This is a genomic window from Paenibacillus glycinis, from assembly GCF_009909185.1.
GTDB lineage: Bacteria > Bacillota > Bacilli > Paenibacillales > Paenibacillaceae > Paenibacillus_Z > Paenibacillus_Z glycinis.
Genome location: NZ_JAAAMV010000012.1, coordinates 87,219 through 99,890, shown reverse-complemented (window position 1 = coordinate 99,890; position 12,672 = coordinate 87,219). Strand labels below are relative to the sequence as shown.

The window sequence follows — 12,672 nt, the reverse complement described above, 5'->3', positions numbered from 1 at the left end:
AATTAAGACAATTTAATGATTTAAATTATAGAGTGGAAATGAATGGATGAATAGAGACTTTCATAATGGTTCCAAAGATTGGCAAATGTCTAAAAAGTGGCATATTGCGGGGGAATATAACGTTTTTCGGCAAGAATTCGCCTCGCGCGGATCGCAGGAAAGTCGATTGCCCGATAAGTCGCTGACCCCGGGAATCCTGCCAAGAACGGCGCAAAGGCAGGTCTGTCCCACTCAGGTGCCGCCGGGCATGTGGGTTGGCCGCTTGTCGGGAAGCGGATGAGTGGCTAAAAGCTGTCGACTTTCGCTCGATATTTCCGTAAAGTGGAAATTAGAAGGAAGAGCTCGGTCGCGATTCGGGAGGGGACGGTCAAGGCGGAGGAACGTCGTGCGTAGTGGCGTAAGCGCGGCAAATATCTTGAAATTCGAAGGGCGGATCTATCGCAATGGAGCGGAAACTCATTAAAGCAGGTCTATACGGATTCATTTTCGGGCTGTTCATCGCCATTCTCTATTATCCGGATACGAAGATCGTTCATGAAGGATCTGGCATGATTTCAGCGCAAACCGTGCCTATCCGAGATCTGGTTTTCGATATCTTGCGCGCATCGGTCAGAACTTCGATCGCGTTCGTGATTGCGTATGCGGTGTTTAGCTTCTACAGAAATCTGAAGCAGGAGCGTTTCGACCTTAGGCGTTCGATTGCCGATTTTCTTAAAGCCTTCGTGATCGGCCTGCTTGTTCTTGCCGCCGTATATTTCCTGATCGGCGTAATCATCAGATAATGGGGGATGCGCATGAAGACGATCTATCTCATTCGACATTGCAAGGCCAAGGGGCAAGAACCGGATGCGGAGCTTACGCTTGAGGGGGTGGCGCAAGCGAAGTCTCTCTCGTTATTTCTCTTGGATAAGCAGATTGAATTGATTATTTCGAGCCCCTTTTTAAGAGCCGTTCATTCCATAAAGCCGTTTTCGGAGTTAACCAACCTTTCCGTGAATATCGATTCGAGATTATCGGAAAGGGTCTTAAGTTCGGTTGCAATGGCAGATTGGATGGATAGATTGAGAGAATCCTTTCATGACACGGACCTAAAATTGCAAGGAGGAGAATCCTCTTCGGAAGCTGCTCGGCGGGGGATGGCGGTTATCAACGAACTCATGGATGGCGGCGAACATACGATTGCCGTCGTGTCGCATGGAAACCTGCTGGCATTGATGATCCGGAATTTCAAAAAGGATTTTGGATTCGATGATTGGTTGGCCATGAAAAACCCGGACGTATATGAATTGGTGCTGGATACGGACAAACACAGCGTAAAGCGGATATGGAAGTGAACCATGCTGAGAATTATTTTATAGGGCGCTACGCGGATCAAACGCGAGGCAGTGGGATGCGAACAAGGGAGGGGATAAACTTGAGTAAATTGATTGAAAACGTGGATCATGTTCAATTGCCGGTTATGAACCAAAGGAATAGCAGTAACAGCAAACAAATTGAACTCGTTGTTTTAGCCAATTAATGCCCAACTCAAAGGAGGAATTTCGTGACGTTTTCCGTTTCGAACATACAGTCCCTGACATTGCCCCTTGCGTTATTGCTGATGCTGTTGGCTTTGACACAACTAGCAGTCAAGAAATTTATCCTTCCAGAAGAATCAAATAAGATTTCCGATACGCCGGGCAAGAATATCAATCGGTTGGTCAAAGGACTGCTCGTAATCGTCACGTTGTTCGTTTTTTTCTTTGTGTTGGATACCTCGAATATCAACGCGCTGAAGTGGTTCTGGCTACTGGTTTTTTCAGTTGCCGCGGGACAGCAGGCATTTATGGAATGGAGGTATTTAATAGGCTCCAAGGAATACATGGTTTCGCTTGTTCAATTCGCGGTGGGTTTCATATACATGGTAATCTTTATCTTCTGACGCGCGTGGGCGCTTTTAAGAACTTAAAACACATCCATGCGTTTAAGGAACAAGAACACAAAACGACCATGAGGGATACATTGACTTTCTAAGCTCCATTCGGGCCAATAGGTTGGGCTGTTGAACGCTTGTTATTGAAGCGGTATAGGAGCATCGGAATAATGAATTGAAGAAATTGGCGGAAGGTAGATATGAACTGGATTTTGGTAGAAAGTAAACCATTCGTACGGGCAGAAAAACTAGTTGAAGGGACAAATTGACATGCGAACGTTATTTCGACCTGTTGGACTTGCCGAAATGGGTTTGATATTAGATGCGAATCTAACAGGATTTCCGCCAAGATTGCCAGAACAACCGATTTTTTATCCTGTTCTGAATAAACCCTATGCAGATCAAATTGCTCGTGATTGGAATACGAAAGATAAATTTTCCGGCTACGTGGGGTTCGTTACTGAGTTTAGGGTTTCAAGTCCGTTTATTGACAACTATGAAGAGCAGTTGGTCGGATCCAGCATGCACCATGAATTATGGATACCTGCCGAAGACCTTGAGGAAATGAATGCGAACATCGTAGGGAAAATAAAACTCGTTGATGCGTTTTATGGAGATGAGTATAAAGGTCCTGCACCTGATGGGGCAAGGTTCGAGGGCGAAAACCCAATAGAGCAATTCGTGATTTGGAATAAACGATATAATCATCATGATATGGATTTTTATTTGGAACTGAAGAAGCATTGGAAGTGCATCTATATGAATTATCCATACTGGAGTAGGACGGATTTTGAAGATCGCGGAATATCCGCCGAGGCGAAATCGAAAACCCTGCAATTCTTCCAAACGTACTGGCAAATTCACTTTCCGGAAATTCAATTATTTTAGGCAGCGCTTAGCCATGCGCGTGATAATGGTTTGACGGTGCTATTAGTTTAAATTACCTTGCACGAAAAAGATGGAGCCATGAAATGAAGAGAATTTTAAATCATCTCATTTGGGGGTTAATTATTTTCCCCTTTTTTATCAGTATGTTTTGTCTTAGCTATTTTCCATGTTGGCTTCTTTTTGGATTGTATATATTAACCATTGGGATATTATCAATTTTTGGAACTTTTTCCAAGTTGGAAAAAATTAAAAATAAGGTGAGAAGAATCTTTACAAGAATAGCATTTCCCATAGTTGGAATCGGAATGTTGGTCTTCTTTTGTTTCGTTTGGGCACCTGGTTATTTGGACATTGGTAATTATATGACTAAGGACTATCGCACCGTAAAAGGGTTTCCGGAACATATTGACCACTTAAGCTCACGCAGCTTATTCCAGGGAATAAAAGTGAAGAACATTTCCCTAATAAGCGTATACGAAATTCCTGAACAGGATTTTGATAAAGAAATAGAGGCGGTTTATCTACCGAGATCTAAATATGTAATAAAACTTGGGATCTATCGATAAGAGCTTTTGATTGGAGGAATGACTACGCTTGAGGGCATGGTTTAAGAAAAAAAGAGTAAGCATAGACGACCAATTGAATCTTCTTCAGTCAATTGGAATCGAGATCAATAGAGGCATAGAGTTAGAGAACTGCTTGAGCTTCGAGAAAAGAGCTTACGAGGACAAGCCGTATTTATTATTATTAATGGAGTTAGGATCGGATGCAGAATTAGAAGACGGTAAGTTTTTGCCTGTAAGCGACGAGGTCCGGTATTTCGATGCTGAATGTATCGAGGGGCATGGAGATTATGCTCGCGTACTCGACAAGCTGAAAGCGTTACTGAAGGCTGAAATCGAAATTGATCATATAAAGGATTACGTGGATATCGAGGAAGAGGAAGCCAGAATTTTCTTTACCGTAAATGGAAATGCCTATACGTACGATCTAGCGATACATGATGATTGGTTAGATAAAGAAATAATCGCTATATTCTCCAAATTGCTGATGGCGTATGGCAGCAAGAAGAGACTCTATTATGCAGAGATTGATCAGAGTTTATTGGTGGTTTCAATCGCTAAGGAACATTTTACTGGATTGAACCAATTAGTAAACGTATTTGTTCCAGCCTGTCTTGAAGGATAAGAAACGGATCCATTCACGCAGCATTTAATGAAAAGTACGATATACCGGTGTAAGAACCTAAGGAGCCGAAAAAATGAGCAAAGCCACCACTTCCGTGCGTTTAACGCGGTTAAAAGCTAAGACTGCCACGAACCCGCCTGGCGCGGATTGTCCGGACGATGACAACTAGCATGAGAACGATATCGAAATTCCGTATCTGGACCATCCGGCTGGGCAGCCGATTCACGCGGTTCAGCGCCGTAGTCGCCCTAATCGGGTTCATTACGCTCGCTTATGCCGTGGCGCGGGATATCACTGCGCTGCCCGCAGTCGTGGCCATCCTGCTGACTGGGCTAATGCTCATGGCGGTCAGCATCGTGCGGGCGAACAAGAAAATCAGGCTGATTCAAACCGGGCTTCAAACCAAGGGCAGCTTTAAAGGGTGGAGCAACTCGTTTATCACGTTCAACAACAGCAATCTGGTATTCTTGGTCTATACCTATCGGGACCGGAAGCGAAAGCAAAAAGAAGCCTCGGTGCTCTCGACGAGTACGGACGGACTCCCGGAAGTGACGGTATTCTATGATGAAGCGGACAGCGTGATTCTCGAATATTTGCCCGGAAAGCCCGGTATCAACGAAAAGAACGAGATTCGGTAACGAAGTCCAAATACGGCCAGGCGGAGGTCGAACGGTCATGAAAATACTGGTGGTGTCCGACGAAGAATCGACGTACATTTGGGACTATTTTGACCGCGAAAGGTTCCGGGACGTTGAATTGATCATTTCCTGCGGCGATCTGAAGGCCGAGTATTTGTCTTATTTGGTGAGCATGATTCCCGTGCCTCTGTTGTACGTGCATGGCAACCATGACACGAAGTACGCGGCGGCTCCGCCCGAGGGCTGCGAATGCATCGAGGATCGAATCGTTCGCTGCCGGGGACTGCGGATCATGGGACTCGGCGGCAGTTATCGGTACAGTCCCGGCACGCATCAATATTCCGAACGTCAGATGAGCCGGCGAATCGCCAAACGGAAGCCGAGGCTGTGGTTGGGCAAAGGCGTGGACATCTTGGTCACGCATGCCCCGGCCTATAAGCTCGGGGACGGCGAGGATTTATGCCACCGCGGCTTTCAATGTTTTGTTGACTTCATGGACCGTTATAAGCCAAAATTGCTTTTACATGGCCATCAGCATCTGAACTACGGAAGAAACCAACGCGTGCATCACTATCAGGACACGCGGATTATCAATGCCTTCGGTTACCGCTTGGTCGAGGTCTAGCGGGAGCGCGAAGGCGAATATGAAGTCAAAGCAGGTGAACCGAGATGCAAGAGATTCGTCCATTGTCATTATGCTTCGATGAGGTCGGCCGCGAGATCGAAGTGCTCGATGTGACCGTGATCGACAACGACATCCTGATCATGGCGGAGAACCCGATCTTTAGCGAGCATGTCTCGTATGGGGATCGGATTCGCGTCAAAGTAGAGAAAGACATCTATTACTACGTCGAGACCCTGCAGAAGTCGGAGCTGGTCCGGCATTCGTGGCTGCTGAGCAAGGAAGTCAGCGAATCCTCCGAGATCGAGCAGATCAAGGAAGCGATCAGCCGAATGGAGGGCCGATACGAGCAGGTATTCGGCGGCGTGCTCGTCATCAACGTACCGAAGGATGCCGAGCGCGCAATCGTCAGTGAAGTGAACGCCACCATCGAGAAGATAGACCGCGGAGGATTGAAGTGAAGACACCTATATTTTACGGCGCCGTCCATCTCTTGTTCTATCGGGACGAGCATGTGCTGCTCTTGAAGAGGCGGAATACCGGATTCGAAGACGGCAAATGGAGCGTCGTTGCCGGTCGAATCGACGGCGGGGAAGAAGTGAAGTCGGCCGCGATCCGGGAGGCGAAGGAAGAAGCCGGCGTCGATATTTTACCGGAGGATCTCGACATCGTCGGGGTGGTTCATCGGAAGAACGTCAACTCGGAGTGGATCGATTTCTACCTGAACGTGCGCGCGTGGAGCGGGGAAATCACCAATGTCGAGCCGCACAAATGCGAAGCGTTGGCCTGGTTCCCCATCAGGGAGCTGCCGGAGCCCATGATCGGCTATATCCGAATGGCGCTGGAGAAAGATCATCGGCTGCTATGGTTTGAAAGCTTGGGTTGGTGAAGCTCATCATGTCGAAATGAGGAATGCCAATGACGGTACAACGGACCTTGGATGTCATCGACCGTGAGCTGTCCGATGTCCTTGAGGCGTACGAACCCTGGTTTCATGCGGAAGAGCCGCGGCTCGCATTCGCGCCAAGCACGGGTTGGAGCCAGGCGCAGATTCTGGAGCATGTGACCTTAACCAATCATTTCCTGCTCATTCTGATTCGTAAAGGAAAGAAGAAAGCGTTGGAGCTCGCGGCGAAGAGCGATTTGGTCGGCGAATTGGCGGGGTATCGCTATAACTTGGATGAGCTTGAGGCGATTGGCAAGCATAAGGCGTTTGTCTGGATGAGGCCGGAGCATATGGAGCCGACGGGCAAGATGAGCCCGATCGAGGTGCGCGCGCTGCTTGCTCGGCAGATCAGCGAGTGCAAAACGATTCTGGGCGAGCTGGGCGGCGGCGAAGGTGCCTTGCATAAAACGACCATGACCGTCAATGGACTGGGGAAAATCGACGTGTATCAATACCTCTATTTCCTGTGCCAGCACGCGAAGCGGCATATCGCGCAGATGCAGGGCGTGAATGCGGAATATGAAGCGTTCCGAATGGCCGAATAGCCGGGGGATTCAAACGCGAGCGGAATGAGCATGGCCGGAAAACGGCGCGTTGCAACATTGAGAATCTGCAATTGAATGTACTGAAAAGAAGTTCAAGAAGCGGACATTCATAGAGGTAACCTGTGTGTGAATCGATAATTTTGCTAGATTAAGGCAACAGACGGCCGTTCGTCCTTCCAGTGACGAGCGGCTGTTCTCGTTAGCGCGGCGGCCGTGAATTGCAGGTCGGGCAGTCGGCCTTCATCTTCACGCCGGGGTCGCGATGCCTTCGAATGTCCCTCCATTCCGTCACTGCTCCCCTGCCTCGAACCGATTCCGGTACGCCGACGGACTGATCCCGATAGCTCGGCTGAAGCGGCGCGCGAAATACGCCGGATCCTCGTAGCCGACGGCCGCCGCGATCTCGGCGACGGGCTTGTCCGTGGTCAGCAGCAGCAGCTTCGCCTGCTCCAGGCGGTACTCGTTCACGTACTCGTTCGGCGTGCGGCCGAAGACGGCGCGCATGCAGCGCGTGATGTAGATCGGGTGATAGTTCAGCGCGTCCCGCAGCCGCTCGTTCGTCACGGGCTGGCGGTAATGCGCCTTGAGGAACGAAGCCGCGCGTTCCGCCAGCTGAACGGCAGCGGAATCGGCGCGATTCTGCCGGGCGTCGCCGCATAGGCGAAACAGCAGGCCGTGGAAGACCGACTGCTGTTTCCAGCTGCTCGCCAGGTCCGATTTGGCGTTCAGCGCGAGCAGTCCTTCGATCTCGGCGTAGGTATCCGGCGCATTCGTCAGCGCCAGATGGCGGGGCAGGCGCAGCTCGTACTGGCGCCCATGATCGCCCGGGTGCAGGGATTCCGCGCTTCGCAGCGAGGACGCGGCAAGAGCGCCGTGCTCGCCGTACTCCGTCCAGGGAGATTGGATCTGAAAATGAAGCCAGTAAAAATGCGTCTCCGTCTCGCAGGGCCGCGTCGGATAATGATGCAAATCGGGCCGCAGCACCAGCGCCTCCCCGGCTCCGATTCGGGCTTCCTCGCCGGCTTCTCCCAGGAAGAGAGCGCCGCTCGCAACGACGATCAGATCGAAGACGCCGATCGCCCGCCGCTCGACATGCCGGGAGCCGGCCGCGAACACGTCCCGTCCGGCGGTCAGAAAATGGGGCAGGGGCGGGATTTGGACGATCAGATCGGTCAGCGGCATCGGGATCCCTCTATTCTTGGTTCTAAGCGGGTTTCGAAAATGCAGGTTATAATAGCCGAAATGAAACCGCGCTACGGTTTACCAAAGGATAATTCGAACGCAGAAGCGTTGTCAACGGGCGCTTGATCGTATGCTGATGAATCCCCCGCAACCGTGCCGCTGGAGTCCGTGCGGAGCGATAGCATTCGTTTCAAAAATCCAAGCATTCGTTTCGATCGGCGCTTGCCGCTTGTTTCTTCGTTTTCTATAGTGGAGAGGAGAAGAGGGAAAGAGGAGGCGCGAATCGATGAGCGAGCAACTGTGGAACTTATTCAACGGCGATTACCGGCGAAACTGCCTGTCCTGGGCGCATTCCCCCCATAATCCGGTCATCCCGGCAAGCGGCGATTCCTGGCGGAGCGTCTGGGTCGCGAACCCCGACGTGATCGCGTTCGGCGGCAAGCAGCTGCTTTACTACAGGGGCAACGGCATTCAGCCGAATACGGACGGGCAGCGGCATGACCGGCTGGGCGTTGCCGAGATCTTGGAGGTGACCCGGGACAAGATCAGGCTGCGCGAGCTGAACGGCGGCGAGCCGATCGTGGACGTCGGCGGACCGGACGCGTTCGACGGCAAGGACGTGCTCGACCCGTCCGCGGTCGTGTTCCGGGACCGGGTATTCGTCTATTATTCCGCGATCGGCGCCGGACCGGACTGCGTCGGCCTCGCGGTCAGCCGCGACGGCGTCAGCTTCGAGAAGGTCGGCAGCATCATGGAAGGCCGGGCCCCCGCCGCCATCGTGAAGGACGGGCAGATCTACATGATCTACCAGCTCCTGCAAAACGACGGCTACCGGCTCTATCTGTCCCGCTCGACGGACGGCATTCATTTCGAACCGGTGTCGGACCGGCCGATCTTCGCCGGAACGCCGGGCAGCTGGGATGCCTTGTCCATCGTCACGGCGCGGCTGATGAAGGACGGCGATGCGTTCTACATGCTGTACGGCGGCAGCTCGTACCTGGCGGACGAGCCGGATTTCTTCGGCCTCGCCCGCTCGGCGGATCTGCTGAACTGGGAGTCGCATCCCGGCAATCCGATCTTCGGTTGCGGCGCAATGGGGCAGGAGGACGGCGGCGCGATCTGGTTCCCGGCGTTGATCGAGACGGAGCGCGAGTTCGTCCTCCTGTACGAAGGAAGCCGAGGCAAATACAGCTGGGACATCTCCTCGCAGATTTGCATGGCCTCGATTCCGAAGGCGTAGAGCTTCATTACATTAAGCAGCGTACCTTTATTTCAATAAGCAGCATGCCTTTTATAGGGAGAACGATAAAAAGCTATTCCATGGCCCTATGGGTCGGGCCGGCCCCTTCTGGCAGGGTGCAGCCCCGACTAGCCGTAGCCCGGGAATAGCTTTTTTATTCCGAAGCACGGCATGCCGCTTGCGGCCCGTCTACGCCCGCCCGCCCGCATCCGTCCGCAGCCGGTCCCGGAACTGCTTCGGCGAGCAGTCGTTCAGGCGGTTGAACAACTGGTAGAAGTGCCCGAGGTTCGACATGCCGACGGCGACGGCCGCCTCCGCGATGCTGATGTCGCTCGTGAGCAGCAGCTGTTCGGCGCGCTTAATGCGCTTAAAGACCACGAATTCGGTGAACGTCATGCCGAGCGCCTTCTTGAACGATTTCATGAAGTGGGTGCCGCTCAGGTTCAGCAGCCCGCTCACCGTCTCCACGGACAGCTTCTCGTGCAGATGCTCCTCCACGTAATTGATCGCGGGCCGCAGCCGCTCGTAGAGCAGATGATCGTGGTAGTGAAGCAGCTTCCGGTCGTCGCTGCGCAGGAGCGTCAGCAGGATCAGCTTGACCATCGACGATACCGCCAGCTCGCAGCCGATCCGGTCCTCGTTCATCTCCTTGTAGATGTCGCGGATGAGCGCCGCGACCCGCGCGCGGGCCTCGCGGTTCTCCCGGAAGATATAGTTGAGCGCGCTCAGGGGGCGGAAGATCTCCGCGAAATGCATCATGTTGTTCATCGTACTGTGATCCCAGTATTTGCGCAGGTTGAGCTGGAAGACGAGATAGCTGAGCGGCGTCGCCTTCGTCTGCTGCGTCGTATGGGGCTCGGCCGAACCGAACAGCGCGACGTCGCCTTTGCGCAAGGGCAGCTGCTCATCGCCGTAATAGGCGGTCATCTCGCCGCGGAGAATGAGCAGGAATTCGATTTCGTCATGGTAATTCCACGCGGGAAAGGGCGGCTTGCGGCCCGCCTGCTTGCCCGTGCCGTACGCTTTGTCATGCTCCCGGCTCGAATCGATCCGCCAAATCTTGATGGCGAGAAACGGATTCTGGTAGGCGACATGCTCATGGTGGATTTCGGTTGTCATCGCGCTGCTCCTTCGGCCGTCTGAATGCAAGATGTCGTAAGGCCAGTGTAGCACGAATCGGGCCTCTTGGACGCGGGAAGACAGAATACCGTAAAAAATTCGTCCGATCTGCAATCGATCCGGTCCGCCCCGTTCCTTATAATAAAAGCAAAATGAATGCCCTTACAGGAGGAACGATACGAACATGACCCAACAATCGATTAACGTGACGATCTGGAACGAGTACCGCCACGAGAAGAAGAACCCCGTCGTGGGCGAGATTTACCCGGCAGGCATGCATGCCGCGATTGCCGAAGGCCTGAACGTGCAAGGCGAGATCCGGTTCGCGACGCTCGACGAGCCGGAGCATGGACTGACGGAGGAAGTGCTGAACGACACCGACGTCCTGATCTGGTGGGGACATCTGGCGCATGGCGAGGTGCAGGACGAGATCGTGCAGCGCGTCTACGACCGCGTATTGCGCGGCATGGGGCTGATCGTGCTTCACTCCGGCCATTTCTCGAAAATTTTCCGGAAGCTGATGGGCACGTCCTGCGACCTGAAATGGCGCGAAGCGGACGAGAAGGAGCGCATCTGGGTCGTGAATCCGGCGCATCCGATCGCGGCGGGCATCGGCGAATACATCGAGCTGCCGGCGGAAGAAATGTACGGCGAGCACTTCGACATCCCGCAGCCGGACGAGCTCGTCATGGTGAGCTGGTTCGAGGGCGGCGAAGTGTTCCGCAGCGGCTGCTGCTACACCCGCGGGGCAGGCAAGGTGTTCTACTTCCGCCCGGGCCACGAGACGTACCCGACCTATCATAACCCGCAGGTGCGCAGGGTCATCGACAACGCGGTCAAATGGGCGGCGCCGGTCGGCCGCGAGTATCCGAAGTACGGCCATGCCGCAACGCCGCTCGAGCCGATCAAGGGCGCGCATTAAGCGTCGGCCGTGCAGGCTTCGGAGACGGACAAACCGATGATGGAAACGAACGGGCTTCAAGCGAACGTGCTTGAAGCCCGTTTGCGCTTAGTCGCGTACCGCGGCTGCGGCTGGAGCAAGGCTGCTCGAGCCCGGCGAATGGAAATAAGCTGGAAGAGGGATTGACCCCTATGCGCGCATTTGAAATAATAACGGCATTAAGGAAATGATTGCGCTTGCAATTAAGCCTTTACTCGGAAACGGAGCGATCGCGCGACATGCATGCACTCTATCTGCGCAAGGAAGGCACTTCGCACCGGGCGTCCAGCTGGGACCGAACCGGCGGCAATCGGGATTTTATCGAGATTCAGGCAGGGACCGCGGCGGTGATCGCGGATATCGAAGGCGCGGGCATCGTCAAGCATATCTGGATGACCGTCTCTTCCCGGGACAAGCATGCGTTCCGCAAGGTGCTGCTTCGCATGTACTGGGACGATGAGCGCGAGCCGAGCGTGGACTCGCCCGTCGGCGACTTCTTCGGCGTCGGCCACGGCGTGGCCAGCCATTACGTGTCGATGCCGCTGAACATGATCACGACGCAGGGCATCGTGGAGAACAAAGCCGCCATGAACTGCTTCTTCGAGATGCCGTTCCGGCAAAGCGCGCGGATCGAGCTGGTCAACGAATGCGAGCACGATATCGTGCTCTACTATTACGTGGACTACGTGAAGCAGCCGGTATCGGACGACAGCTTCTATTTCCACGCGTCCTGGCGGAGAGAGAATCCCACCGAGGGGACGGTGGATCTCGACCGGCTTAAGGCAGAGCAGGACAGGCAGGATCAAGCCTCGTATGCCGACGCGAAGGTGTACGAGGTCAAGAACCTGACGGGAGACGGGAATTACGTCCTGCTGGACGCCGAAGGCGAAGGCCATTACGTAGGCTGCAACCTCAGCATCGACCATATCAACCCGATGCCGGGGTTCAGCTGGCCCGGCGAAGGGGACGACATGTTCTTCATCGACGGGGAGCCGTGGCCCCCGCGCCTGCACGGAACGGGAACGGAAGATTATTTCTGCGCGGCATGGGGCTATCCCTCCGGCCAGTATTACGCGCCGTACCACGGGTTGTCGCTCTACGCGCCGATCCGGGAGAACGGCGACGCCTGGCGGGAGAGCAACACGATCCCGTTCAACGAATATTCCGGCAAAATGACGCAGTACCGTTTTCATATCGTCGATCCGATTATCTTCCGCAGCTCGATTCGCTTCAGCATCGAGCACGGCCACGGGAACGCCCAGTCCAACGACTACGCGTCCGTCGCGTACTGGTACCAGCGCGAGCCGCACAAGGCGTTTCCCGAGATGCTGCCGGTCGCGCTGCGGCTGCCGCTGGCCGAGAAGGAGAGCGCGCGCAGGTTCTATCGGACGTTCTGATCATTGCCGCCGCACGCTCGCGATCGCGAAGGGGCGAATGGCGGAGACACTGTAG

The 12,672-nt window shown here is 53.9% G+C and carries 16 protein-coding genes; 14 read left to right on the top strand and 2 right to left on the bottom strand.

What is annotated here, in order from left to right:
* Nucleotides 1-443: 443 nt before the first annotated feature.
* The 11 genes from GT019_RS16105 (at nt 444) to GT019_RS16055 (ending at nt 6,739) form a co-directional block, all read left to right on the top strand.
* Complete coding sequence (locus GT019_RS16105) at nt 444-782, top strand: hypothetical protein (protein ID WP_161744215.1); 339 nt, start codon at nt 444-446, stop codon at nt 780-782.
* Between the two features lie 12 nt (nt 783-794).
* A complete protein-coding gene (locus GT019_RS16100; protein ID WP_161744214.1) occupies nt 795-1,334 on the top strand; it encodes a histidine phosphatase family protein in 540 nt (179 codons plus the stop codon).
* A gap of 209 nt (nt 1,335-1,543) precedes the next feature.
* Nucleotides 1,544-1,921: a DUF4181 domain-containing protein gene (locus GT019_RS16095; RefSeq protein WP_161744213.1), complete on the top strand. Its 378-nt coding sequence runs from the start codon at nt 1,544-1,546 to the stop codon at nt 1,919-1,921.
* Nucleotides 1,922-2,182: 261 nt separating this feature from the next.
* Nucleotides 2,183-2,800 (top strand): hypothetical protein, encoded by a 618-nt coding sequence (locus tag GT019_RS31590; protein ID WP_201755413.1) that lies wholly within the window; start codon nt 2,183-2,185, stop codon nt 2,798-2,800.
* An 83-nt stretch (nt 2,801-2,883) separates the two neighbouring features.
* Nucleotides 2,884-3,366 carry a hypothetical protein gene (locus GT019_RS16085; protein WP_161744212.1) on the top strand — a complete coding sequence of 161 codons (483 nt, stop codon included), beginning with the start codon at nt 2,884-2,886 and terminating at the stop codon, nt 3,364-3,366.
* A 28-nt stretch (nt 3,367-3,394) separates the two neighbouring features.
* Nucleotides 3,395-3,988 (top strand): hypothetical protein, encoded by a 594-nt coding sequence (locus GT019_RS16080; protein ID WP_161744211.1) that lies wholly within the window; start codon nt 3,395-3,397, stop codon nt 3,986-3,988.
* A gap of 170 nt (nt 3,989-4,158) precedes the next feature.
* Nucleotides 4,159-4,626, top strand: a complete 468-nt coding sequence (locus tag GT019_RS16075; RefSeq protein ID WP_161744210.1) for a hypothetical protein — start codon at nt 4,159-4,161, stop codon at nt 4,624-4,626.
* A gap of 37 nt (nt 4,627-4,663) precedes the next feature.
* Nucleotides 4,664-5,251 (top strand): metallophosphoesterase family protein, encoded by a 588-nt coding sequence (locus GT019_RS16070; RefSeq protein WP_161744209.1) that lies wholly within the window; start codon nt 4,664-4,666, stop codon nt 5,249-5,251.
* Nucleotides 5,252-5,313: 62 nt separating this feature from the next.
* Nucleotides 5,314-5,709: a DUF4265 domain-containing protein gene (locus GT019_RS16065; protein ID WP_161744208.1), complete on the top strand. Its 396-nt coding sequence runs from the start codon at nt 5,314-5,316 to the stop codon at nt 5,707-5,709.
* On the top strand, nt 5,706-6,137 hold the full coding sequence (locus GT019_RS16060) for an NUDIX hydrolase (protein WP_161744207.1): 432 nt from the start codon (nt 5,706-5,708) through the stop codon (nt 6,135-6,137). Before GT019_RS16065 ends, GT019_RS16060 begins: the two co-directional genes overlap by 4 nt.
* 29 nt (nt 6,138-6,166) lie before the next feature.
* Nucleotides 6,167-6,739 (top strand): DinB family protein, encoded by a 573-nt coding sequence (locus tag GT019_RS16055; RefSeq protein WP_161744206.1) that lies wholly within the window; start codon nt 6,167-6,169, stop codon nt 6,737-6,739.
* Between the two features lie 288 nt (nt 6,740-7,027).
* On the opposite strand, the gene GT019_RS16050 is transcribed toward GT019_RS16055, so the two are convergent.
* Nucleotides 7,028-7,921, bottom strand: coding sequence for a helix-turn-helix transcriptional regulator (locus GT019_RS16050; protein WP_161744205.1), 894 nt, complete (start codon nt 7,919-7,921; stop codon nt 7,028-7,030).
* A gap of 286 nt (nt 7,922-8,207) precedes the next feature.
* On the opposite strand from GT019_RS16050, the gene GT019_RS16045 reads away from it, so the two are divergent.
* A complete protein-coding gene (locus GT019_RS16045; RefSeq protein ID WP_161744204.1) occupies nt 8,208-9,161 on the top strand; it encodes a glycoside hydrolase family protein in 954 nt (317 codons plus the stop codon).
* A 189-nt stretch (nt 9,162-9,350) separates the two neighbouring features.
* On the opposite strand, the gene GT019_RS16040 is transcribed toward GT019_RS16045, so the two are convergent.
* Nucleotides 9,351-10,280 (bottom strand): AraC family transcriptional regulator, encoded by a 930-nt coding sequence (locus GT019_RS16040; RefSeq protein WP_161744203.1) that lies wholly within the window; start codon nt 10,278-10,280, stop codon nt 9,351-9,353.
* A 184-nt stretch (nt 10,281-10,464) separates the two neighbouring features.
* On the opposite strand from GT019_RS16040, the gene GT019_RS16035 reads away from it, so the two are divergent.
* Both GT019_RS16035 and GT019_RS16030 read left to right on the top strand, forming a co-directional pair.
* Nucleotides 10,465-11,202 carry a ThuA domain-containing protein gene (locus tag GT019_RS16035; protein WP_161744202.1) on the top strand — a complete coding sequence of 246 codons (738 nt, stop codon included), beginning with the start codon at nt 10,465-10,467 and terminating at the stop codon, nt 11,200-11,202.
* Between the two features lie 257 nt (nt 11,203-11,459).
* The gene (locus GT019_RS16030) at nt 11,460-12,617 is read left to right on the top strand and encodes a glycoside hydrolase family 172 protein (RefSeq protein ID WP_161744201.1); all 1,158 of its coding nucleotides are present in this window, start codon (nt 11,460-11,462) and stop codon (nt 12,615-12,617) included.
* Nucleotides 12,618-12,672 lie beyond the last annotated feature (55 nt).

Excerpts from the sequence above, each read along its gene's own strand:
- GT019_RS16105 (WP_161744215.1), top strand. The coding sequence starts at position 444 with ATGGAGCGGAAACTCATTAAAGCAGGTCTATACGGATTCATTTTCGGG.
- GT019_RS16100 (WP_161744214.1), top strand. The coding sequence starts at position 795 with ATGAAGACGATCTATCTCATTCGACATTGCAAGGCCAAGGGGCAAGAA.
- GT019_RS31590 (WP_201755413.1), top strand. The coding sequence starts at position 2,183 with ATGCGAACGTTATTTCGACCTGTTGGACTTGCCGAAATGGGTTTGATA.
- GT019_RS16085 (WP_161744212.1), top strand. The coding sequence starts at position 2,884 with ATGAAGAGAATTTTAAATCATCTCATTTGGGGGTTAATTATTTTCCCC.
- GT019_RS16075 (WP_161744210.1), top strand. The coding sequence starts at position 4,159 with ATGAGAACGATATCGAAATTCCGTATCTGGACCATCCGGCTGGGCAGC.
- GT019_RS16070 (WP_161744209.1), top strand. The coding sequence starts at position 4,664 with ATGAAAATACTGGTGGTGTCCGACGAAGAATCGACGTACATTTGGGAC.
- GT019_RS16055 (WP_161744206.1), top strand. The coding sequence starts at position 6,167 with ATGACGGTACAACGGACCTTGGATGTCATCGACCGTGAGCTGTCCGAT.
- GT019_RS16050 (WP_161744205.1), bottom strand. The coding sequence starts at position 7,921 with ATGCCGCTGACCGATCTGATCGTCCAAATCCCGCCCCTGCCCCATTTT.
- GT019_RS16045 (WP_161744204.1), top strand. The coding sequence starts at position 8,208 with ATGAGCGAGCAACTGTGGAACTTATTCAACGGCGATTACCGGCGAAAC.
- GT019_RS16040 (WP_161744203.1), bottom strand. The coding sequence starts at position 10,280 with ATGACAACCGAAATCCACCATGAGCATGTCGCCTACCAGAATCCGTTT.
- GT019_RS16035 (WP_161744202.1), top strand. The coding sequence starts at position 10,465 with ATGACCCAACAATCGATTAACGTGACGATCTGGAACGAGTACCGCCAC.
- GT019_RS16030 (WP_161744201.1), top strand. The coding sequence starts at position 11,460 with ATGCATGCACTCTATCTGCGCAAGGAAGGCACTTCGCACCGGGCGTCC.